This is a genomic window from Brenneria sp. L3-3C-1 (genome assembly GCF_016456245.1).
Lineage (GTDB): Bacteria > Pseudomonadota > Gammaproteobacteria > Enterobacterales > Enterobacteriaceae > Brenneria.
This window is the reverse complement of sequence record NZ_JAEMHF010000002.1, coordinates 302,459-324,085: the sequence shown is the minus strand read 5'-3', so window position 1 is coordinate 324,085 and position 21,627 is coordinate 302,459. Positions and strand designations below refer to the sequence as shown.

At 54.3% G+C, this 21,627-nt stretch carries 20 protein-coding genes and 1 other annotated feature; of the genes, 11 read left to right on the top strand and 9 right to left on the bottom strand.

The window, feature by feature from the left end:
* Nucleotides 1-7: 7 nt before the first annotated feature.
* A complete protein-coding gene (gene priC, locus JG725_RS07920) occupies nucleotides 8-544 on the bottom strand; it encodes a primosomal replication protein PriC (protein ID WP_172289723.1) in 537 nt (178 codons plus the stop codon).
* Between the two features lie 192 nt (nucleotides 545-736).
* On the opposite strand from priC, the gene JG725_RS07915 reads away from it, so the two are divergent.
* The 9 genes from JG725_RS07915 (at nucleotide 737) to hemH (ending at nucleotide 10,676) form a co-directional block, all read left to right on the top strand.
* A complete protein-coding gene (locus JG725_RS07915) occupies nucleotides 737-1,126 on the top strand; it encodes a DUF454 family protein (protein ID WP_172290022.1) in 390 nt (129 codons plus the stop codon).
* A 209-nt stretch (nucleotides 1,127-1,335) separates the two neighbouring features.
* Entirely contained in the window at nucleotides 1,336-1,887 is a 552-nt protein-coding gene (apt, locus tag JG725_RS07910) for an adenine phosphoribosyltransferase (protein ID WP_199377511.1), read from the top strand.
* Between the two features lie 74 nt (nucleotides 1,888-1,961).
* Entirely contained in the window at nucleotides 1,962-4,013 is a 2,052-nt protein-coding gene (dnaX, locus tag JG725_RS07905) for a DNA polymerase III subunit gamma/tau (RefSeq protein WP_199377509.1), read from the top strand.
* Nucleotides 3,343-3,407: a sequence feature (DnaX frameshifting element), on the top strand. (Overlaps the previous gene by 65 nt.)
* A 40-nt stretch (nucleotides 4,014-4,053) precedes the next feature.
* Nucleotides 4,054-4,383 (top strand): YbaB/EbfC family nucleoid-associated protein, encoded by a 330-nt coding sequence (locus tag JG725_RS07900; RefSeq protein WP_172289726.1) that lies wholly within the window; start codon nucleotides 4,054-4,056, stop codon nucleotides 4,381-4,383.
* A complete protein-coding gene (gene recR / locus JG725_RS07895; RefSeq protein WP_172289727.1) occupies nucleotides 4,383-4,988 on the top strand; it encodes a recombination mediator RecR in 606 nt (201 codons plus the stop codon). Before JG725_RS07900 ends, recR begins: the two co-directional genes overlap by 1 nt.
* 177 nt (nucleotides 4,989-5,165) lie before the next feature.
* Entirely contained in the window at nucleotides 5,166-7,049 is a 1,884-nt protein-coding gene (gene htpG, locus JG725_RS07890) for a molecular chaperone HtpG (RefSeq protein ID WP_172290023.1), read from the top strand.
* Between the two features lie 443 nt (nucleotides 7,050-7,492).
* Entirely contained in the window at nucleotides 7,493-8,746 is a 1,254-nt protein-coding gene (gene agp / locus JG725_RS07885) for a bifunctional glucose-1-phosphatase/inositol phosphatase (protein WP_172289728.1), read from the top strand.
* A 116-nt stretch (nucleotides 8,747-8,862) separates the two neighbouring features.
* Nucleotides 8,863-9,507: an adenylate kinase gene (gene adk / locus JG725_RS07880; RefSeq protein ID WP_172289729.1), complete on the top strand. Its 645-nt coding sequence runs from the start codon at nucleotides 8,863-8,865 to the stop codon at nucleotides 9,505-9,507.
* Between the two features lie 206 nt (nucleotides 9,508-9,713).
* A complete protein-coding gene (hemH, locus tag JG725_RS07875; protein ID WP_172289730.1) occupies nucleotides 9,714-10,676 on the top strand; it encodes a ferrochelatase in 963 nt (320 codons plus the stop codon).
* A 38-nt stretch (nucleotides 10,677-10,714) separates the two neighbouring features.
* Here the strand turns inward: hemH and ybaL are convergent, their stop codons facing one another.
* Nucleotides 10,715-12,400, bottom strand: a complete 1,686-nt coding sequence (gene ybaL / locus JG725_RS07870; RefSeq protein WP_172289731.1) for a YbaL family putative K(+) efflux transporter — start codon at nucleotides 12,398-12,400, stop codon at nucleotides 10,715-10,717.
* A gap of 522 nt (nucleotides 12,401-12,922) precedes the next feature.
* Between ybaL and ushA the strand changes: the two genes are divergently transcribed.
* The gene (ushA, locus tag JG725_RS07865; protein ID WP_199377507.1) at nucleotides 12,923-14,575 is read left to right on the top strand and encodes a bifunctional UDP-sugar hydrolase/5'-nucleotidase UshA; all 1,653 of its coding nucleotides are present in this window, start codon (nucleotides 12,923-12,925) and stop codon (nucleotides 14,573-14,575) included.
* Nucleotides 14,576-14,626: 51 nt separating this feature from the next.
* On the opposite strand, the gene JG725_RS20625 is transcribed toward ushA, so the two are convergent.
* The 7 genes from JG725_RS20625 to JG725_RS07835 all read right to left on the bottom strand — a co-directional run bounded on the left by JG725_RS20625 (nucleotide 14,627) and on the right by JG725_RS07835 (nucleotide 20,403).
* Complete coding sequence (locus tag JG725_RS20625; RefSeq protein WP_233356366.1) at nucleotides 14,627-15,211, bottom strand: hypothetical protein; 585 nt, start codon at nucleotides 15,209-15,211, stop codon at nucleotides 14,627-14,629.
* A 21-nt stretch (nucleotides 15,212-15,232) separates the two neighbouring features.
* Nucleotides 15,233-15,937 carry a hypothetical protein gene (locus JG725_RS20620; protein ID WP_233356365.1) on the bottom strand — a complete coding sequence of 235 codons (705 nt, stop codon included), beginning with the start codon at nucleotides 15,935-15,937 and terminating at the stop codon, nucleotides 15,233-15,235.
* Nucleotides 15,938-16,077: 140 nt separating this feature from the next.
* On the bottom strand, nucleotides 16,078-17,055 hold the full coding sequence (locus JG725_RS07855; RefSeq protein ID WP_199377505.1) for a biotin-dependent carboxyltransferase family protein: 978 nt from the start codon (nucleotides 17,053-17,055) through the stop codon (nucleotides 16,078-16,080).
* Nucleotides 17,045-17,926, bottom strand: coding sequence for an allophanate hydrolase subunit 1 (locus tag JG725_RS07850; RefSeq protein ID WP_199377503.1), 882 nt, complete (start codon nucleotides 17,924-17,926; stop codon nucleotides 17,045-17,047). The genes JG725_RS07855 and JG725_RS07850 overlap by 11 nt, the downstream gene beginning before the upstream one ends.
* Nucleotide 17,927: 1 nt before the next feature.
* Nucleotides 17,928-19,316: an acetyl-CoA carboxylase biotin carboxylase subunit gene (locus tag JG725_RS07845; RefSeq protein ID WP_199377501.1), complete on the bottom strand. Its 1,389-nt coding sequence runs from the start codon at nucleotides 19,314-19,316 to the stop codon at nucleotides 17,928-17,930.
* Between the two features lie 33 nt (nucleotides 19,317-19,349).
* Nucleotides 19,350-19,598, bottom strand: coding sequence for an acetyl-CoA carboxylase (locus JG725_RS07840; protein ID WP_172289737.1), 249 nt, complete (start codon nucleotides 19,596-19,598; stop codon nucleotides 19,350-19,352).
* A 19-nt stretch (nucleotides 19,599-19,617) separates the two neighbouring features.
* Nucleotides 19,618-20,403 (bottom strand): 5-oxoprolinase subunit PxpA, encoded by a 786-nt coding sequence (locus JG725_RS07835; protein ID WP_172289738.1) that lies wholly within the window; start codon nucleotides 20,401-20,403, stop codon nucleotides 19,618-19,620.
* A 128-nt stretch (nucleotides 20,404-20,531) separates the two neighbouring features.
* On the opposite strand from JG725_RS07835, the gene JG725_RS07830 reads away from it, so the two are divergent.
* Nucleotides 20,532-21,446: a LysR family transcriptional regulator gene (locus JG725_RS07830; RefSeq protein ID WP_172289739.1), complete on the top strand. Its 915-nt coding sequence runs from the start codon at nucleotides 20,532-20,534 to the stop codon at nucleotides 21,444-21,446.
* Nucleotides 21,447-21,627: the final 181 nt, after the last annotated feature.

The window sequence follows — 21,627 nt, the reverse complement described above, 5'->3', positions numbered from 1 at the left end:
CCAGAATTTACAACCCCTGTTCCCTGCGTTCAATTAATCGTTCCAGTCGCGTGAGTGCTTGTCGGCAGCGCGATAACCGTCCTTCGAGCGCCGCCAGCTCTTTTTGCAGTCGTTGTTGTTCGCTGAAGTTGGTCTGAACGTTCAGCAGGCTTTCTCTGTCCTGAATCATGGACAGCAGGCGCCGCTCGTAGTCCTGATGTTCGGCCAGCTTATGGTAAAGATCCTGCGGCAGCGTTTCCGCCGCCAATTCCTGACGTCGTAACGGCTGGGTCGCCAGTTCACGTTGCAGCGCCGTGATTTGCCTCACCAGCTTTTCGGCCATAAACGCGACGCGATCGGAACGTTGTTCGGCCACTAACTGCCGGATGGCGTGCAGATTTTGGTTAACCTCATTGAAATAATCTTTCAGCCGGGTGCCATAGCTGCTGAATAGCTGGCGATCGAAGCGCGACCGAGGGACCGGTTTATCCGCCAGCGGCTCGATCGCTTTCGCCAGCGTATCAATTTGTTGTTCAAGCGCCAGCAGCAGTTTGTGAGTATTCACGCTGTTCCTTAATTCGATTAGCAAGCGGCGGGTCGGTAGCTCAGCTTGCCCGTGAATACCCGTTGATACAACCTCTTTGCCAGGTATCGCGTCAATGATTGCCGATTAACAGGAGGCCGATGTTGGTGGTAGAGTGAGGCTGTAGGGTAGCGTTTCACTTACCCGTCAACAGTCAACGGATTAAAGGTGAATATGTATCGCGCGGTGCTGATTGTCATAGGGTGGATGGCCGTCGTTCTGGCGACGTTAGGCGTGGTGCTGCCCTTGTTGCCGACGACACCGTTTTTATTGTTGGCCGCCTGGTGCTTTGCCCGTTCGTCGCCGCGTTTTCATTACTGGCTGTTGTACCGTTCCTGGTTTGGCGGATATTTGCGCCACTGGCAGCAATATCGGGCTTTGCCGCCCGGCGCGAAATGGAAAGCGGTTAGCGTCATTTTATTGACGTTTGCTCTCTCGCTCTGGCTGGTTAAAATCAGTTGGGTGCGCGTCTTGTTGTTGGTTATTCTGGCGATTTTGCTGACGTTTATGCTTCGTCTGCCGGTTGTTGCTTCAGAACAACAAAAAATTTCCAACGAACCATAGGGATAGGGATGCGGCAAACTCTAAAAAATACGCTGAGATGGCCGGGAGTGTTGCATTTACCGGGCAGTTTGACTAGATTTGAGCGTTTTCGTGCGCGGATCGCTATTCACTTTTAACGAAAGTCGTCGGGCCATCAATATCATGGCGGCGCGGCGGGCAATAACGGCCGGCATTGGTATGATCAGAACGTTTTATCAGGCACACATATAATGACCGCAACAGCGCAACAATCAGAATTAATTAAAAACAGCATTAAAAGCGTCCCCGACTATCCGAAAGCGGGCATTCTGTTTCGTGACATCACCAGTCTGCTGGAAGATCCGGTAGCCTATGCCGCCAGCATTGATATGCTGGCGAACCGTTACCGTAATACGGGGATCACCAAGGTCGTCGGCACGGAGGCGCGTGGCTTTTTGTTCGGCGCGCCGGTGGCGCTGGCGCTGGGCGTCGGGTTTGTTCCGGTGCGTAAACCGGGTAAATTGCCGCGTCCGACCATCAGCGAAAGCTACGAGCTGGAATATGGCACCGATAGCCTGGAAATTCACTCGGATGCGATTGGCGCCGATGACAAGGTGCTGGTCATCGACGATCTGTTGGCAACGGGCGGAACGGTGGAGGCGACGGTAAAACTGATCCGTCGTTTAGGCGGTGCGGTAAATGATGCGGCCTTTGTGATTAATCTGTTCGATCTGGGAGGCGCACAGCGTCTGGAAACGATGGGCGTCACCTGCTTTAGTCTGGTTGACTTCCCCGGACATTGATCACAACAGTCTCGCCGATAGCCGGGCGGCTGTGTTAGCATGACCTCTTCAATAACTCGACTGTTGCGGTATTGATGAGCTATCAGGTTCTTGCCCGTAAGTGGCGTCCCCAAACCTTTGCTGATGTCGTCGGTCAGGAGCATGTCCTGACCGCCTTAGCCAATGGCCTTTCTTTAGGCAGGATCCATCACGCCTATTTGTTTTCCGGCACGCGCGGCGTAGGAAAAACCACCATCGCCCGTTTGCTGGCGAAAGGGCTAAACTGCGAAAACGGCGTAACGGCGACGCCCTGCGGCCAGTGTGATAACTGCCGTGAAATCGAGCAAGGCCGGTTCGTGGATTTAATTGAAATCGATGCGGCCTCGCGCACCAAGGTCGAGGATACCCGCGATCTGCTGGATAACGTGCAGTACGCGCCGGCGCGCGGGCGTTTTAAAGTGTACCTGATCGATGAAGTGCACATGCTGTCGCGTCACAGTTTTAATGCATTGCTGAAAACGCTGGAAGAACCGCCGCCGCACGTAAAATTTCTGCTGGCAACCACCGATCCGCAAAAGTTGCCGGTGACGATCCTGTCGCGCTGTCTGCAATTTCATCTCAAGGCGCTGGATGTCGAGCAAATCCGGGCGCATCTGGAGAGCGTGTTGCAAGCGGAACATCTGGCGAGCGAACCCCGGGCGTTGCAGTTGCTGGCCCGGGCCGCCGACGGCAGCCTGCGTGACGCGCTCAGTCTCACCGATCAGGCGATCGCCATGGGGCAAGGGCAGGTGACGACCGAATCGGTCAGTCAGATGTTGGGCACGCTGGATGACGAGCAGCCGCTGGCGATCATCGAAGCGTTAGTGAAAGCCGACGGCGCGCGCGTGATGTCTTTGCTCGATCAGGCGGCGTCGCGGGGCGTCGACTGGGAGTCGCTATTGGTTGAAACCCTGACGTTATTGCACCGCATTGCCATGGTTCAGCTACTGCCGGCCGCCCTCAGTCATGATTATGCGGCGGTCGAAGCCCGGCTGCGGGATTTGGCCCGCGCCATACCGCCTGCCGATGTCCAACTCTACTACCAGACATTGCTGATCGGCCGCAAAGAACTGTCGTATGCGCCGGATCGCCGTATGGGAGTCGAAATGACGCTGCTGCGCGCGCTGGCTTTTCATCCTAAACAGATCATCGAAGCGCCGGCGTCGCCGGTTTCCGGCGTCGCTCAGACGAATATCGCACCGCAATCCACGCCGGTTTCCTCCCCGCCATCAACAACCGCGCCGCCATTAGAAACCTCGCGGCAGGAGAGTGCGCCGCCGCCGTCTGAGCCGGCGGCGTCGTTCGCGGCTCCCTCTGATTTTCAGCCTGCGGCTTTCGCCCCCCCCGGGGCGGAACAGCCGACGGATATAAATGCCGATAACGGGCTTTCTGATGCCACGTCACAGCTCTTGCAGGCGCGCAGCCAACTGTTGCGTAAGCAGGGGGCAACCCCGCCAAAAAAAACTGAGCCGGCGGCGTTAAGTAAAACGCGGCCGGCGAACTCGGCGCTTGAGCGTTTAGCCTCGGTGACCGAGCGCAGTATGCAGCGGCAAAATGCCAAAGACGGCGCGTCGTCAGAACCCAAAAAACAAGAAGCGTATCGCTGGCGGGCGCAGAAAAAAACCGAAGTCGTCAAAGCCGACGTGACCACGCCAAAGGCGTTGCGCTCGGCGCTGGAGCATGAAAAAACGCCCGAGCTGGCCGCCCGCCTGGCGGAGGAAGCGCAGGAACGTGATGAGTGGGCGGCGGAAATTCATCGCCTGTCGTTACCAAAACTGGTACAACAGCTGGCGTTAAATGCATTCAGGGAACGCCCGGAGGCGGGTAAAATACATCTGCATCTGCGTTCATCCCAGCGTCACCTCAATTCGCCGGCGGCGCAAAAAGCGCTGACCGACGCCTTGAGCGCGCACTATGGCCACCCCATCGCGTTGTCGGTGACGGAAGACGATAACCCGGCGGTGCTGACGCCGCTGGAGTGGCGTCAGGCGATTTACGAAGAAAAGCTGGCGCAGGCGCGCCAGTCGATTATGGCCGATAATACGATCCAAACGCTGCGGCGTTTTTTTGATGCGGAACTGGACGAAGAAAGTATCCGCCCTGTTTAACCGCTGCGTGTACGCAGCCCGAAGTGATAGAGAGAAAACTATGTTTGGTAAAGGTGGAATTGGCAATCTGATGAAGCAAGCCCAGCAGATGCAGGAAAAAATGCAGCAGATGCAGGAAGAGATTGCAAATCTGGAAGTCACTGGCGAATCGGGCGCGGGGCTGGTCAAAATCACCATCAATGGCGCGCACAACTGCCGCCGGGTGGAGATCGATCCCAGCCTGATGGAAGACGATAAAGATATGTTGGAAGACTTGATCGCCGCCGCATTCAATGATGCCGCCCGTCGCGTTGCTGAAACGCAGAAAGAAAAAATGGCCTCGGTCTCCAGCGGTATGCAATTGCCGCCAGGCTTCAAGATGCCGTTCTGATGCAAACCAGTCCGCTTCTTGAATCGTTGATGGAGGCGCTGCGCTGTTTACCGGGCGTGGGGCCGAAGTCAGCCCAACGCATGGCGTTTCACCTGTTGCAGCGCAATCGCAGCGGGGGAATGCGCCTGGCGCAGTCGTTGACCCGGGCGATGTCTGAAATCGGTCACTGCGAAGATTGCCGCACCTTTACCGAACAGGATGTGTGTTCGATTTGTTCGAATCCCCGGCGCCAGCAGAATGGTCAAATCTGCGTGGTGGAAAGCCCGGCGGATATCCATGCCATCGAGCAGACCGGGCAGTTCGCCGGGCGTTATTTTGTGTTGATGGGGCACCTGTCGCCGCTGGATGGCATCGGCCCGGATGATATCGGTCTGGGGCGGCTGGAGGAGCGGCTGCAAAGCGAATCCATCAGCGAGGTCATTCTGGCGACCAATCCGACGGTGGAAGGCGACGCGACGGCGAATTATATCGCCGAACTGTGCGCGCAGCATGGCGTGATGGCCAGCCGCATTGCACACGGCGTCCCGGTCGGCGGCGAGCTGGAAATGGTGGATGGCACCACGCTTTCTCATTCGCTGGCCGGTCGTCAGCCTTTCCGGTTTTAAATCCCCTGGCTGTCGGGCCTTCGCCTGATAGCCAGGCTATTGCTTCATTTCTTAGCTCTTTTCTCTACGCTGAATTTTCCGCCGCCCTTGAAATCTTCTCTGATGATCCCCATCTGCTGCTTATCGTTAATTTAATCAGCCTGAATAATATTAGGATTGAGGTAAGCAACAATGAGTATGAAAGGCCAAGAAACCCGCGGATTCCAGTCTGAAGTAAAGCAACTGCTGCACTTGATGATCCATTCACTGTATTCCAACAAAGAAATCTTTCTGCGTGAACTGATCTCCAATGCCTCCGATGCGGCAGATAAATTACGTTTTCGCGCGCTGTCCTCGCCTGAATTATACGAAGGGGACGGCGAGTTGCGCGTACGCGTTTCCACCGATAAGGAAAAACGCACGCTGACGATTTCCGACAACGGCATCGGTATGAGCCGCGATGAGGTGATTGACAACCTGGGGACGATCGCCAAATCCGGGACCAAGGCGTTTCTGGAATCCATGGGTTCCGATCAGGTAAAAGACAGCCAACTGATTGGTCAGTTCGGCGTGGGATTCTACTCCGCCTTTATCGTGGCCGATAAAGTCACCGTGCGTACCCGTGCGGCGGGCGCCGCCGCCGATCAAGGCGTGTATTGGGAATCCGCCGGCGAAGGCGATTACACCATTGCGGATATCACCAAAGAAGATCGCGGGACTGAAATTACCCTGCACCTGCGTGAAGGGGAAGATGAATTTCTGGATGACTGGCGCGTACGTTCCATCATCAGCAAATATTCCGACCATATCGCTCTGCCGGTGGAAATCGAGTCCCGTCAGGAGAGTGAAGAAGAGGGCGGCGAAGCAACGGTAAGTTGGGAAAAGATCAATAAAGCCCAGGCGCTGTGGACCCGCAGTAAATCCGACATCAGCGATGAAGAATATACTGAATTCTACAAGCATATTGCCCATGACTTTACCGATCCGCTGAGCTGGAGCCACAACCGGGTTGAAGGGAAGCAGGAATATACCAGCCTGCTTTATATTCCTTCCCAGGCGCCGTGGGACATGTGGAACCGCGACCATAAGCACGGCCTGAAACTTTACGTACAGCGTGTATTCATTATGGATGACGCGGAACAGTTTATGCCGAACTACCTGCGCTTTGTCCGCGGCCTGATTGATTCCAATGACCTGCCGCTGAACGTTTCCCGTGAAATTCTGCAAGACAGCCGCGTCACTCAGAACCTGCGCAACGCGCTGACCAAACGCGTATTGCAGATGCTGGAAAAGCTGGCGAAGGACGACGCGGAAAAATATCAGACATTCTGGCAACAGTTTGGTCTGGTGCTGAAAGAAGGTCCGGCCGAAGATGGCGGCAACCGCGAAGCGATTGCCAAGCTGCTGCGGTTCGCCAGTACCCACAATGACAATTCGGCGCAGACGGTATCGCTGGAAGACTATGTCGGCCGGATGGTGGAAGGTCAGGATAAGATTTACTACATCACCGCGGACAGCTACGCCGCGGCGAAGAGCAGCCCGCATCTGGAACTGTTCCGCAAGAAAGGCATTGAGGTGCTGTTGCTCTCCGATCGTATCGACGAATGGATGATGAGCTACCTGACCGAGTTCGACGGCAAACCGTTCCAGTCGGTCAGCAAAGCCGATGACGCGCTGGATAAGCTGGCCGATGAAGAAAACGATGCGCAGAAAGAAGCGGAAAAAGCGCTGGAGCCTTTCGTTGAGCGAGTGAAAACGCTGCTGGGCGATCGGGTGAAAGACGTGCGCCTGACGCACCGCTTGACGGATACGCCGGCGATTGTCACCACTGACGCCAATGAAATGAGCACCCAGATGGCGAAACTGTTTGCCGCCGCGGGGCAACAGGCGCCGGAAGTGAAGTATCTTTTTGAACTGAATCCGGAACATGCGCTGGTCAAGCGCGCGGCTGAGGTGAGCGACGACGCGCAGTTCGCCGAGTGGGTGGAATTGCTGCTGGATCAGGCTTTACTGGCTGAACGTGGTACGCTGGACGATCCGAACCAGTTTATCCGTCGGATGAATCAGCTGCTGAGTGCCTGATGTCTCTCTGATTGGTTTATACCGGTCTCTTTCAAACCCATCCCCCCGAGTTTATCGGGGGATTTTTTTTGCTTCAATATTCACCAATGGAACAACTGATACGCCGTTCGGTGTTTTACAACATTATGATTTAAATTGATTTTTATAGCGGAATGCAAAAAAATAACATAATTCACAAAGAGAAATAATTAACGCGGTAAGAGATAAAATAACCAGAATCTGATCAAGCAATGCTTTCGCTATCGATGAATCGCGGTAATACTCGGCAGAGGTTACATGATTTGAATCACACTTTGATTATTCTTTATAACATCGGGCTGTAATTAACCCGCAATCAGGCACAAGATGTAATGGATGCTAACGGCGAAAAATATTGTATCGGTTTACAGTATTTTCTTTTTTTAACATGAGAAATAACATTTTCTCAACGAGGAGAGTGCGGAATGTCATTAAAAATGAAAGCACTGTTTTGTCTGCCTTTACTATTGCCATTTTCAACGGAAACTCTGGCCAGCGGCGATAATTTTGCGTTGGAGCAGGTGGTGGTATTTAGCCGCCACGGTTTGCGGGCGCCATTGGCAAGCCCCAGCAGTACCCTCGGTAAAATGACGCCGGACGCCTGGCCGCAATGGGACACCCCCAGCAGCTATCTGACCACGCGGGGAGGCGCATTAGAAGCTTTCTTCGGCCACTATTTCAGCGAATGGCTGGTAGATAACCACCTGTTAGCCGCTGATACCTGCCCGACGGAAAAAGACGTGCGTTTTTACGCCAACAGTCTGCAACGCACGATTGCGACCGCGCAATACTTCTCCATCGGCGCATTCCCGGGCTGCATCGTACCGGTGGAACATAAAGAAAAATTAGGCACCATGGATGCGACGTTTAACCCGATTATTCGCGACGGCAGCGCTGACTTTAAGCAGCGGGCCATTGATTCAATTAATAAAACGGCAGGTGAAAAAGGCCTGGATGGTCTGAATGAGAGCCTGAAACCAACCTATCAGCAGATGGCGCAGGTGATCCGTTATGCTGAATCGGCAAATTGTAAAAACGACAAGCAGTGCGATCTCACGGCCCAGCCAACCACAGTGAAAATTGTGGCGGATCAGGAACCCGGCGTCTCCGGCCCGCTAAGAACGGGAACTTCAATTTCGGATGCCTTTATTTTGCAATATTATGAAGGCGCGCCGATCGAGAATGTCGGCTGGGGCAGAATCAAAGACAACGCGCAGTTCGAGTCGTTGGTGTCGATCAAAGAGTACTACAACAGCGTGGTGTTCAGCGCCCCGGTCGTCGCCAAAGAAGTCTCCGTGAATCTGGTCAAAGAACTGGAACGTTCATTCGGCGGGAACATGCCGAAATTTACTTTCCTGGTGGGCCACGACTCAAACGTCGCATCGCTGTTTTCGGCATTAGGCGTTAAACCCTACAAACTGCCAAATCAGTTTGAAACCACGCCGATCGGCGGCAAAGTGGTATTTGAGCGTTGGAAAGATAAAACCAGCGGCGCGTCGCTGTTGAAAATGGAGTATGTCTATCAATCCACCGATCAGATCAGAACCCTGGCGCAGCTTAATCGGGCCAATCCGCCGCAACGCGTCACGCTTGAGCTGAAAGACTGCCCGGTCAATGCCGATGGCTTCTGTTCGTTTAATGATTTTGAGAAAATACTGTCTGGATTAACCGGAAAATAATCGGCGCCGTAGAGGCTGAAACGTGCCCGTTCCTTGAGGATAAGCGCCCGGGATGGTATGGTTTAGCGTTTTTCAAATTTATTTTATAAATACTCTATAGCAAGGGGATTTACGCAATGCGTATTATTCTGCTGGGCGCTCCGGGCGCAGGCAAAGGTACTCAGGCTCAGTTCATCATGGAAAAATACGGTATTCCGCAGATTTCCACCGGTGACATGCTGCGTGCAGCGGTAAAAGCCGGTACTGAATTGGGCAAACAGGCTAAAGAAATCATGGATGCAGGTAAACTGGTCACTGATGAATTGGTTATTGCCCTGGTAAAAGAACGTATCGCCCAGAACGATTGTCGTAACGGTTTTCTGCTGGATGGCTTCCCGCGGACAATTCCCCAGGCTGATGCCATGAAAGAGGCGGGCATCAACGTGGATTACGTTATCGAGTTTGCGGTTCCTGACGAACTGATTGTCGATCGTATCGTCGGGCGTCGCGTACACCCGGCTTCCGGCCGCGTCTACCATGTGAAATTTAATCCGCCGCAGGTGGAGGGCAAAGACGACGTTACCGGTGAAGAGTTGGTCACCCGTAAAGACGATCAGGAAGAGACGGTGCGCAAACGTCTGGTGGAATACCATCAACAGACGGCGCCGCTGGTGGCTTACTACCAGAAAGAAGCGGATGCCGGCAATACGCGCTACTTCAAAGTGGAAGGCACGCGCAAAGTTGCCGAAGTGCGCGCTGAACTGGAAACCATTCTGGGTTAATTCTCCGCTCAGCCGTGCCAGTGATGCCAGGCCGTTGCCTGGCATTTTTTTTGGCATGGCATCACATCACTTCTCTCTATTGATGGCATCGGTTTTATCCCCACTATCTTGCCATCTTTATTCGCTGTTTTTAGCTACAATAGAAGCCTGATATTTAGCACGGATAGGCTGGCGTTAACCGGCTTGTCTATAAGAGGAAGTCAGTGATGACGCAACAGAAGTACGGCGTGCTGATGGTGAATTTAGGCACCCCCGACGCACCAACTCCGCAGGCGGTGAAACGCTATCTGGCCGAATTCCTGAGCGACCGGCGAGTGGTTGATACCTCGCGTCTGCTATGGTGGCCTCTGCTGCGCGGCGTGATCCTGCCTACCCGCGCCCCGCGAGTGGCGAAGCTCTATCAGTCGGTCTGGATGGCGGAAGGCTCGCCATTGCTGGTGTTCAGCCGTCGGCAGCAACAGGCGCTGGCAAGCCGTATGCCGGACGTCCCGGTAGAGCTGGGGATGAGCTATGGTTCTCCCAGCCTGCACTCGGCGCTGGACAAGCTGTTGGCGCAAGGGGTCACTCAACTGGTGGTGCTGCCGATGTATCCGCAGTATTCCTGTTCGACGACCGCCGCCGTGTGGGACGGGCTAGCGAAGCTGTTGCGCCAATACCGCCGCTTGCCCGCTATCCGCTTTATTCGCGACTATGCCGAACATCCTGCCTATATTGCCGCGTTGAAATCCCGCGTTGAACAGGCGTTTGCGCAACAGGGGGAACCAGACCGGCTGGTACTCTCGTATCACGGTATCCCGGTACGCTATGCCAGCGAGGGGGATGATTACCCGCAGCGCTGTATGGCGACCAGCAGGGCGCTGATCGCGGCGTTGGGATTACCTGAGGAGAAAGTGCTGGTGACCTTTCAATCGCGTTTTGGACGTGAACCCTGGCTGACGCCGTATACGGATGAAACGCTGAAAGGGCTGCCGGCGCAGGGAGTTAAACATATTCAGATCATGTGTCCGGGCTTTGCCGCGGACTGTCTGGAAACACTGGAAGAGATTCAGGAGCAAAACAGAGAGATATTTCTGCATGCGGGGGGTGAAAAATTCAGCTACATTCCGGCATTAAACGACGATCCCCTGCATATTGACCTACTGGAACAACTGGTGACAAAAACAGAGTAGGCGGAAAGCAAAGGCGGGCATAGCCCGCCGGCAAGATGTCAGATCGGACATTCCTGAGGAGTGTTGGCAATGTCTTCCAGCTTCAGTAAGGTAATCATGCTGTTAGCGATTTCTCGCTCGCCCATAACCACTTCATTGGCGCCATGTTCGGTGATGTAGCTGACTTCATCATCGTAATGAGCACGGGCAATAATTTCTAAATCAGGCCGTTTTTCTCGTGCCGCCGCCACAATCTCACCCGCTTCATAGCCGTTGGGGATGGTCAGCAGCAACCAGCGGGCGCAGTCCAGACGGGCGATTTCCATAATCTCCGGTTTGGTGGCGTTGCCGAGTACGGCCTTGATGCCCTGTTCCCGTAAGGCATCGACGCGCGCGCGGGAGTTTTCCACCACCACCACCGGAATGCCCTCCTGATGGAGCTTGGCGCCTATCAGGCTACCCACTCGTCCATAGCCGACCAGCAGGGCGTGGTTGCACAAATCGACCGGGATCTGTTTCTCTTCTTCGATCGCTTCTTCCACTATCTGTTCTTCAATGGTTTCATTTTTAGCCAGATAGCGTTCGAGCAGGGTAAAGAGCACCGGATTGAGCATGATGGACAGGATAGCCCCCGCCAACACCAGGCTGCGCCCCTCTTCGGACAGCAGCCCCAGCGCAATGCCCAGTCCGGCGAGAATAAAGGCGAATTCGCCGATTTGCGCCAGACTGGCGGAAATGGTCAACGCGGTACGTTTCGAGTGGCCGAACAGCCGAACCAGCATGAAAGCCGCCGCTGACTTGCCAAAGACGATAATCGCCAGGGTAACCAGAACCGCAACCGGATCGTTAAGCAGAATCATCGGGTCGAACAGCATGCCGACGGAAACAAAGAACAGCACCGCAAAAGCATCGCGCAGCGGCAGCGTATCATGCGCGGCGCGCTGACTTAACTCCGACTCGTTCAACACCACGCCGGCAAAGAACGCGCCCAGCGCAAAGGAAACATCAAACAGTTTCACGGCGCCAAAGGCGATGCCCAGCGCCATGGCAAGCACCGCCAGCGTGAATAGCTCGCGGGAGCCGGTACTGGCGCTTTTGGCCAGTACCCAGGGCACCAGACGACGCCCGACGACAACCATCAAGGTGATGAAAGCGATGACTTTACCGATGGTCCAGGCCAGATCGCGCAGCAGCTTGCCGGTATCGGCATGTTCCGCGCCAACCATGTCGCCAAAAGCAGGCAGCAGAACCAGCGTCAGCACCATCGCCAAATCTTCGACAATCAGCCAGCCGATGGCGATTTGGCCGCGCTGGCTGTCAATCAACTGACGTTCTTCCAGCGCGCGCAATAATACGACGGTACTGGCGGTTGAAAGGCAGAGACCGAATACCAGACCGTTTGCCAGACTCCAGCCCAGCATGGCGGAAAGCCCCATCCCCAGCAGCGTGGCTACCGCGATCTGCGCAATGGCGCCGGGAATGGCGATCGATTTAACCGCCATCAGATCTTTCAGAGAGAAGTGCAAACCCACACCAAACATCAACAGAATAACGCCAAGTTCGGCCAATTCCGACGCCAGAGAGGTGTCAGCGACAAATCCCGGGGTAAACGGCCCGACAAGCACACCGGCAGCCAGATAACCGACAAGTGGGGAGATGCGCAGGCGGTTTGCCAGAATACCGAGAAGGAAGGCAAGAACCAGCCCTCCGGCGATAGTTGAAATTAGAGGTGTTGCAGCATGCATCCCGACTCCTTTTGCCATGTTTGAAACGTGAATGAGCGGACTTCTTACATAAATTCTATTGCATATAGAGAAATGTTGCTTGGGTAAAACAAGTATTCTGTTAAAAATGTTAGCTTACCAGCATTTTTACATGGTAACACATATTTAAGCACGGTTTCTTCAGATAAGCGTTGATAAACATGCGTAATTATCACTGTTAAGCCTGCTTCTTAGTGATTATACCTTACGATTTCTCCGCTTATTCAGTAAAAAAATGCTATCCGTCAGTAATAAAGCATAGAAAATAGGGAATAAAAGGCATAACAACGGATTACTCCGATGAACTCTCCATATTATGAAGAATTCATTACGATGCGAAGACAACGGGCGGACAGACCGATGCTGTGTTCTTTATGATATATGTCTATCATAGAGAGCCGATCGTTAGGAGAATGGCGACAGCGCACGCAGCGTATCGCCGCTTTTCCCGTTTTCTCTGACCGTTCTTTCTATTCGGGTATCTAAAATAAACGGAGATTTTTCATGCGTTTTTCAACAAAAACATTGGGTTGCGCTGTAGCGATATCGCTGGCGCTGGCGCCGTTCGGGGCGATAGCCTGGGAAAAGGATAAAACGTATGCCATCACCATACTGCATACCAACGATCACCACGGTCATTTTTGGCACAACGATCATGGTGAGTATGGGCTGGCGGCGCAGAAAACCTTGGTTGATCAGATCCGCCAGGAGGTCGCCGGCAAAGGCGGCAGTTTATTATTGTTGTCCGGCGGGGATATTAATACCGGGGTTCCCGAATCGGACTTACAGGACGCCGAACCCGATTTTCGCGGCATGAATATGGTGGGTTACGATGCGATGGCGTTGGGTAATCATGAATTTGATAATCCGCTCTCCGTCTTGAGACAGCAGGAAAAATGGGCCAGTTTCCCTTTGTTGTCAGCCAATATTTATCAGAAAAGCACCAATGAACGGTTATTCAAGCCGTACGCCCTGTTTGATAAACAAGGTGTGAAAATTGCCGTGATCGGCCTGACCACCGATGACACCGCCAAATTAGGCAATCCTGAATATTTCACCGATATCGAATTTCGTCAGCCCGCCGCGGAAGCGAAGCAGGTTGTCGAGTCATTGCGTAAAAATGAAAAACCCGATGTCATCATTGCCGCGACCCATATGGGGCATTATGACGACGGCAGACACGGTTCGAACGCGCCGGGCGATGTGGAAATGGCGCGCAGCCTGCCGGCGGGGTATCTGGATATGATTGTCGGCGGCCATTCGCAGGATCCGGTGTGCATGGCCGGCGAGAATAAAAAGCAGGTGGACTACGTACCGGGTACGCCTTGCGCTCCCGATCGTCAGAACGGTATCTGGATCGTTCAGGCGCATGAGTGGGGCAAATATGTCGGTCGGGCGGATTTCACCTTCCGTAATGGAGAACTGAAGCTGGAGCACTATCAGCTGATCCCGGTCAACCTTAAGAAAAAAGTTGAGACGGCGGACGGTAAAGCAGAGCGGGTTTTCTATACGCATGAAATCCAGCAGGATGCGTCGGTGCTGAAAATGCTGACCCCGTTCCAGGAAAAAGGGCAGGCGCAGTTGGATGTCAAAATAGGGAGCGTCAAGGGCAAGCTGGAAGGCGATCGCAATCAGGTACGATTCCACCAGACCAATCTGGCGCGGCTATTGCTGTCAGCCCAGCGTGAGCGCGCGAATGCTGATTTTGCGGTAATGAGCGGCGGCGGCGTACGTGATTCGATTGAGTCCGGTGACATCACCTATAAAAATGTGCTGAAAGTGCAGCCGTTTTCCAACACGCTGGTCTATGTGGATATGAAAGGCAGCGAGGTGGCAAAATACCTGGCGGTGGCGGCGAATAAAGAGGTCGATTCCGGCGCCTATGCTCAATTCCTTAACGTCAGCCTGACGGCGGATGGCGAAAACGTGCGCGATATAAAAATCAACGGCGAGCCATTGCAGTCAGATAAAGTCTACCGTATGGCGACGCTGAATTTTAACGCCATGGGCGGCGACGGATATCCGCGGATCGATAACTTGCCCGGCTATGTTAATACCGGCTTTATTGATGCCGAGGTGCTGAAACAGTACATCGAGAAGCACTCGCCGCTGGACGCGGCGGCCTATGAGCCGCAAGGCGAGATTGTTTATAAGTAAACTGTTGGGGAGGCGGACCGCGGAGCGCGTAGTCCGCCTATTTGCTTTCGGTCAGACGTGCGCTGTTTGTCGACGCGGCCAGAAGCGATACAACAGTAGAGCAATCGCGAATGTCGTCGGCGCGGAAAACGATTGCAGCGCCGCGCTGCCGTGCATCAGCGCAATGCCGGCGCTCACGCTTAAAAACCAGGCGCTGAGCCCGCGCAGGCTAAAGGTTTGTTCCGTATGCCGCTCGACTGTCGGGGCGTCGGAAAAAATATGTCCCAGTGCTACGCCGACCCAGGCCACCACGAATACGCCCTGATAAGCCAATGCTTGCAGAATGTAGGAAAAAATGTCCGCCAGCATCAGGACATAGACCACCGCGCCGACAATGCACGCCCAGACGATTTTACGTCCGCGCAGGCGGAACAGGCGGTCGAAAAATACCTGCATATTAACCGTTGCCAGATAATAATTGGCGGTGTTGATCCGCGTCTGGGTGATCCAGACGAATAGCAATCCCCATAACCCCAGTAAGTTCAGGATGGCGACCACCACCGAGATTTCACTCACGCCCCCTTGCTGCTCAAAGGTGCTGACCAGATAAATGCCGGCTACGCCGTTCAGCAAAAAGGTGATCAGGTAGAATGGCATGCCGAAGTTAAACCGCGCATGTTAATCGCTGTCTTCCCGTTTGCCGAAACGGGCGTAGTCGAAGGTATACATCATCAGGATCCATACCCCCATATAGTAAGTGAAGCAGTTCCACCAGCCATAAGCGGGCGGCGATCCCGGCCCCAAATCCAGCCATTGCGACTGATAGCCATAGTGGTTAATCGAAACCAGCACGGTGATTAGCAAACCGAACAGGTAGAACGGCAGCAAAACGCCGTTAAACTTATCCAGCCAGTTTTGTACGCTGCCGAAAATCAGCGGCACGCTGTATAACACCACAATCAGCGCCGCCCAGTAATAGGCCAGTTGTGGAAAGAGATGATGGATCGCATAGGCGATTACCGCCCCTTCAAATACCGCGTAATAGATAGCGGTCGAAAAGAAAATCAGCGTAGCCAGCGCCGAACCGAGACGCCCGAACAGCAAATTGGAAAACAGCGCGACGGATAAACCGCTGCGGATGGCAAAACGGCTAATCGCCGCATTAACCAGCCCATAGCCGATCACCGAAAGAATCATGCCGATAATGGCGTTTTTAGCACCGTAGCTCAGCGCCAGCGAAGCCCCGACCACGATATAGAAAATAGCGCTGCATACTGCCCACCAGGCCATCGTCAGGGAAAATTTTCCCATTCGTTCCGCGTCTGTGACCGTTTTGGCGGATGTGGCGTCATACGAATCTTCAACTTGCGATAAATCAGCCATGGTAAATCTCCAGAAAGCAGGCAATACCTTGCCAGATAGCAGTGGGCCTGATTGTGATTGACGCCGTCGATTAAAGGCGAACAGACCCGCGGTTTTAGCCAGACCAAAACCGACAGGCGAGACGTCCGGTGTAGACGGGTTTAGTTCACAAACAGATGTTCAAGCCGCTCCAGACGTTGACGATATTGCTGTCGTGCTAGCAGGGCTTCTTCCAGGGTGATCGGTATAAAACGTGCGCGATGATTGGGTTGCAACTGCCCGATGATATCCAGATCGGCGGCGATCACCGTTCCCAGCGTCATATATCCCCCGCCGGACACGGCATCGCGCAGCAGGACAATCGGTTCCAAACCTCCCGGCACCTGTATCGAACCAATCGGATAGCAGGCATCCACGATATTGGATGGATCCGATCCCGCGCCAAACGGCGGCGTACGCGGCAGGAACGCCAGCGGGCTTCCGCCTTTCAGCCGATAGCCGATGCGGTCCGCCTCGGTGCCCACCGACCAACTATCGGCGAAAAACTGCGTCGCCGCCTCCGGTGTCAGACGATGGATGTACAGACCGGGCACCATGCGCAGCGAGACGTCTTTGCCGAATACCGGCAGGTAGTCGGCGGGTACGGTGACGCCGGGGCGGGCTGTTGTTTCCGCCACGCCGACGGGCAACACATCATTGGCGGCCAGGCGACGCCCCTGATATCCGCCCAGCGCCCCCAACGTATAAGTGGAGCGGCTTCCCAGAGCGACGGGCACGTCAATACCGCCCGCCACGGCCAGATAACTGCGGCAACCTGACGCGGCGTAACCAAAACGCAGTATCTGCCCGGCCTTGACGCTAAAGGCGGTATGCATCGGCATTTCCGCGCCATCCAACTGCGGTTTCATGCTCGCTCCGCAAAGGGCCACCACGCCTGCGCCGGTAAATTCCAGCTCCGGCCCCAATAGCGTGATTTCAAGCACTGCGGCGGAGTCGGGGTTACCGACCAGCAGATTCGCCATGCGCAGCGAATACTGATCCAGACCGCCGGAAGGCGGGATGCCGAGGTGGTAATACCCTTCACGGCCCGTATCCTGCACCGAGGTCGCCAGTCCGGGTTTGAGGACATTAATCTGCATACAGCACCTCCTGAAGATAGTGTTTGTAGCCGGCGGGATCGGCGATGAATTGATCCAGTTCGAACGTCACGGGCCGGATACGCAGATCAAAGGTTCCCGCTTCAACCGCCTGCACCGCCTGGTCATAGCGCGACGGGTCAATGGGTTTGAACTGCACGATGTCGCCGGTTCGGAAAAACACCAGCGATTCCCGCAAATAGTCCAGATGCTGCTGCGGGTCATAAATGGGGGCGGGGGTGACGCCAAATAGCTGATAACCCCCGGCGCCGCGCACCGAATAAATACAGCCGAAACACCCGCCGTGTCCCAGCGACAGGCGCGGCGTGTCGGTGCGGGGACGCAGATATTTGGGAACCTGAATCTGTTTTTCCTGTTCGGCCATCTGGAACATAAACGGCAGACCGGCGACAAACCCGACCATCGACACAAACCACGGCGTTCCGCTGTGGGCGGCGATAAATTCGTCGATATCCTGATAACCATTGATGCGGGCGGCGTATTCCAGATCGGTGGCGGCGGGGTCCTGATGACGATCGCGAAAGCGCATCAGCGTTTCATGCGTCCATGGATCGTTGTATAACACCGGAATTTCAATGATGCGCGTCTCAAGCCGGTTGACCGTTTGCGCCTGGCTTTCCGCCTGTCGCACGGCGTCCAGCAGCGCCTGCGGCGCAACGATATCCGGATTGAAACGGATCTGAAAAGAGGCATTAGCCAGACAGATATCCAGAATGCCGGGGATCGCCTGTTGCTCCACGGCGCGGGTGATCGCCAGGCCGCGAAAGAATGCGGACAGCGACATGGCTTCATCAATTTCAGCGAAAAGATGCTCATCGCCGCCAAAACTGTAACGAATTGCGGTGTTCTTCATATCAGGCCTCCCGGGACGCCGGCGTCTTGGTTTGCGCGCGCGCTTGCAGCCAGCTTTCCAACGCAGTGGTATCAAATTGTCCGGCCCGCAGGCGCGGATCGGCGATCAGCCACTGATGCAGCGATTGCGTGGTGGCGATCCCCGTCAGGCGCAGTTGGCGCAGCGCCTGTTCCGAGCGCGCCAACATTTGCTGACGATCGCCGCCATGAACCACCAGTTTCGCCAACAGGGAGTCGTAATAGGGCGGGATGCGGTAACCGCTGAACAGATGGCTATCAATCCGGATCCCCGGGCCCTGCGGCCATACCAGTTTTTCCACCACGCCGGGGCAGGGGAAAAAATTGCGATCCGGATCTTCGGCATTGATACGCATCTCGCAGGCGTGGCCGCTGAGGGTGATATCCTGCTGACGCAGACTGAGCCTTTCGCCCTGGGCGATACGCAGCATCCACTGCACCAGATCGACGCCGGTGACCATCTCGGTCACCGGGTGTTCCACCTGAATCCGGGTATTCATTTCAATGAAATAGAATTCATCGCTCTGCTCATCAAACAGGTATTCCAGCGTCCCCGCGCCGCGATAACCCAACTGCAACGCCAGTTGCAGGGCGCTGCGGCAAATGGCTTCACGCTGAACAGGGGAGAGCGCCGGCGAGGGCGCCTCTTCAAATATTTTTTGCCGCCGCCGTTGTAATGAGCACTCGCGTTCATAGAGATGTACGACCTGCTCGCCGTCACCGAGTATTTGCACCTCGATGTGGCGGGCGCGCTGAATAAAACGTTCCAGGTAGACGTCCCCGCAGCCAAACGCGCTGTTGGACTCGTTCTGAGCGATGGGAAACTCACGCGCCAGCTCCGCAGCATTGGCGACGGTGCGTATACCGCGGCCTCCGCCGCCGGCCGCCGCTTTAATCAGCAGCGGATAACCAATCTCTTCCGCGCAGCGCAAGGCGTCCTCAATATTGCCCAGCGCGGCGGCGGAACCGGGCACCACCGGAACGCCGGCCGCCTGTGCGGTGCGTCTGGCAACGGCTTTGTCTCCCATCATGCGGATGGTTTGCGGCGTAGGGCCGATAAACAGCAATCCGGCCTGTTCAACCGCCTGTGCGAAGTCGGCATTTTCAGACAGAAAACCATATCCCGGATGAATGGCATTGGCGCCGCAGTGGCGGGCTCCCTGGAGCAGCGCATCAAAATTCAAATAGCTTTGGTCGGCGCGGGCCGGACCAAGAACATAAACCTCATCGGCAAGACGGGCGGGCAGAGAATCCACATCCGCTTCACTGCATGCCGCCACCGTGAGGATCCCGAGGCTTTTGGCCGAGTGGATGATTCGTACTGCTATTTCGCCGCGATTGGCGATCAGTAGTTTTGTTATTGGTATTCCCATTTCCACCTCCTCGGAAAAATATTCTTGTGGTACTTATGTATTGGTTTTTATGATGGCTATGACCTGTCCCGGTTCAACGGCATCGCCGTTGTTGACGTTAAACGAAATTAATTCTCCGGCTTGTTCCGCATAAACTTCGCTGAATTGTTTCATCACTTCAATTAAGCCAATCACGGTGTTTTCAGTAACAATATCTTTTTCTTCAATAAAAACGGCGGCATCCGGTGCGGGTCGTCGATAAAAAATGCCGGGTAAGGGAGAACATACCTCGTATTCTTTCATCTCAAATGCTCCTTACTTATTAAGATGTGGGATAAGAAATTATTCTGGCTGGCGGTTTAACATGAATATCTGCATCATTAAGCCGTTCGCGTGTGGCTTTAATTAATGTCAGCGCCCCCGGCGTATCGCTGTGAATACAAACTGAATCGAATACGATGGGAATATCATCGCCTTCAACGGTACGGACTTTTCCTTCCTGACAGGCGCGCAACACTTTCTGCGCCACCTGCTCGGGATCGAGTTGACCGACCCGGCGGGTAAATACGATCGACCCGCTGCGGTCATAATCCCTGTCGGCATAAAATTCACAAATAACAGGATGTTGTAATTTTTTCGCCGCCTGCCAGATCGCAGATCCCTGCATGCAGAACAACAATAAATCAGGAGCCAGCGTATGCAGCGTTTCCATAAATAATTGTGCGGCGGATTGTTCCCTGGCGAGGTGCATATACAGTGCGCCGTGCGGTTTTATATGTTGCAACGGTAGTTGATGAAGCGTGGCGAATTCACGCAGCGCGCCTAACTGGTAAATAATGTCATTAACGATCTCTTGCGGCTGAATATTGATATGCCGCCGCCCAAATCCGACTAAATCAGGAAAGCCGGGATGAGCGCCGATGGCGACGCCATGATATTTCGCCAGTTCAATAGTCTGGCTCATGGTATTGGGATCGCCGGCGTGAAACCCGGTGGCGATATTGGCGGAGCTGATATAAGGCATAATCTCTTTATCGACGTTATCGCCAATTACCCACGGGCCGAAGTTCTCGCCCATATCGGAATTCAGATCGATTTCATATTTCATAATTATTTCTTATTTGTAATTACTATGTTTAAAAATAATATAAAGTGAATTTTTTCCATTCGGAAAGACGTATTTTTAGATAGCAGAATATCTGAAAAACAGAACGCCCCCATCAATAAGAGAACGATATGATCACACTGCGTCAAATCCGCTATTTCGTCGCTACCGCCGAGATGGGGCAAATATCCCAGGCGGCGATTCATCTGAATATTTCACAGTCGGCGGTGACCACCGCGATTCAGGAGCTGGAAAACATCGTGGGCAAACCGTTGTTCCTGCGGTCGGTTCACGGTATGACGCTGACCGAAAACGGCAGCTACTTTCTTAATCATGCCTATTCCATTCTGCGCAGCGTCGATGATGCGATGACGGTGCCGCTTACCGATAATCACACTCAGGGATCGCTGAATGTCGCGGCCAGCTATACGGTCATGGGGTATTTTTTACCGTTTCACCTGCAACGTCTGTCCTACGGTTTCCCGCATATCACCATCAATCTGAATGAACGGGAACGCAGCGACATCGAGCAGGGGCTGATCAACCGCTCTTTTGATATTTCGTTGGTTCTGACCGCGAATCTGACTCACCCGGAAATTACCGCGGAAAAGCTGTTTAACTCCGAGCGCCGTCTATGGCTGCCCAGCCGCCACCCGTTATGCGACAAAGCGGACGTGAGTCTGGCCGATGTGGCGAAAGAACCGTTTATTATGCTGACGGTCGATGAGGCGGATCACAGCGCGATGCGCTATTGGGATCAGAGCGGATATCGTCCGCGCATTATGCTGCGCACCAGCTCGGTCGAAGCGGTACGCAGCATGGTGGCGAACGGACTCGGGGTGGCGATTTTATCCGACCTGGTTTACCGGCCGTGGTCGCTGGAAGGGCGGCGCATCGAAACCCGCTCGCTGAAAGATACCGTGCACCCGATGAGCGTCGGGCTGGCTTGGCATCGTGACGCTGAATTTACTCCGCCGATGCAGGCTATTCGCGAATATTTTCGTCATGCCTTTCTGACGCCGCAGCTTAATTTTGCCCGACGGTAATCGTTTTCATTGCAAAGCATTTTCCCGCCAACCGCTCACCGGACGATTCTAACCGCTTAGTACGCTATTTTACCGGCTAGCGAAATACCGATAGTTCGCCTACTTACGCTGCCGTAATGTCCCGTCACCAGCGGTGCTTCGGTAGAACACGATGACGGTTTCCTTGTTACTTGCACTTATC

What these genes read in the sequence shown, in the direction of transcription:
- JG725_RS07915 (WP_172290022.1), top strand. Translation starts at nt 737, where the DNA reads ATGTATCGCGCGGTGCTGATTGTCATAGGGTGGATGGCCGTCGTTCTG.
- apt (WP_199377511.1), top strand. Translation starts at nt 1,336, where the DNA reads ATGACCGCAACAGCGCAACAATCAGAATTAATTAAAAACAGCATTAAA.
- dnaX (WP_199377509.1), top strand. Translation starts at nt 1,962, where the DNA reads ATGAGCTATCAGGTTCTTGCCCGTAAGTGGCGTCCCCAAACCTTTGCT.
- JG725_RS07900 (WP_172289726.1), top strand. Translation starts at nt 4,054, where the DNA reads ATGTTTGGTAAAGGTGGAATTGGCAATCTGATGAAGCAAGCCCAGCAG.
- recR (WP_172289727.1), top strand. Translation starts at nt 4,383, where the DNA reads ATGCAAACCAGTCCGCTTCTTGAATCGTTGATGGAGGCGCTGCGCTGT.
- htpG (WP_172290023.1), top strand. Translation starts at nt 5,166, where the DNA reads ATGAAAGGCCAAGAAACCCGCGGATTCCAGTCTGAAGTAAAGCAACTG.
- agp (WP_172289728.1), top strand. Translation starts at nt 7,493, where the DNA reads ATGTCATTAAAAATGAAAGCACTGTTTTGTCTGCCTTTACTATTGCCA.
- adk (WP_172289729.1), top strand. Translation starts at nt 8,863, where the DNA reads ATGCGTATTATTCTGCTGGGCGCTCCGGGCGCAGGCAAAGGTACTCAG.
- hemH (WP_172289730.1), top strand. Translation starts at nt 9,714, where the DNA reads ATGACGCAACAGAAGTACGGCGTGCTGATGGTGAATTTAGGCACCCCC.
- ybaL (WP_172289731.1), bottom strand. Translation starts at nt 12,400, where the DNA reads ATGCATGCTGCAACACCTCTAATTTCAACTATCGCCGGAGGGCTGGTT.
- ushA (WP_199377507.1), top strand. Translation starts at nt 12,923, where the DNA reads ATGCGTTTTTCAACAAAAACATTGGGTTGCGCTGTAGCGATATCGCTG.
- JG725_RS20625 (WP_233356366.1), bottom strand. Translation starts at nt 15,211, where the DNA reads ATGCCATTCTACCTGATCACCTTTTTGCTGAACGGCGTAGCCGGCATT.
- JG725_RS20620 (WP_233356365.1), bottom strand. Translation starts at nt 15,937, where the DNA reads ATGGCTGATTTATCGCAAGTTGAAGATTCGTATGACGCCACATCCGCC.
- JG725_RS07855 (WP_199377505.1), bottom strand. Translation starts at nt 17,055, where the DNA reads ATGCAGATTAATGTCCTCAAACCCGGACTGGCGACCTCGGTGCAGGAT.
- JG725_RS07850 (WP_199377503.1), bottom strand. Translation starts at nt 17,926, where the DNA reads ATGAAGAACACCGCAATTCGTTACAGTTTTGGCGGCGATGAGCATCTT.
- JG725_RS07845 (WP_199377501.1), bottom strand. Translation starts at nt 19,316, where the DNA reads ATGGGAATACCAATAACAAAACTACTGATCGCCAATCGCGGCGAAATA.
- JG725_RS07840 (WP_172289737.1), bottom strand. Translation starts at nt 19,598, where the DNA reads ATGAAAGAATACGAGGTATGTTCTCCCTTACCCGGCATTTTTTATCGA.
- JG725_RS07835 (WP_172289738.1), bottom strand. Translation starts at nt 20,403, where the DNA reads ATGAAATATGAAATCGATCTGAATTCCGATATGGGCGAGAACTTCGGC.
- JG725_RS07830 (WP_172289739.1), top strand. Translation starts at nt 20,532, where the DNA reads ATGATCACACTGCGTCAAATCCGCTATTTCGTCGCTACCGCCGAGATG.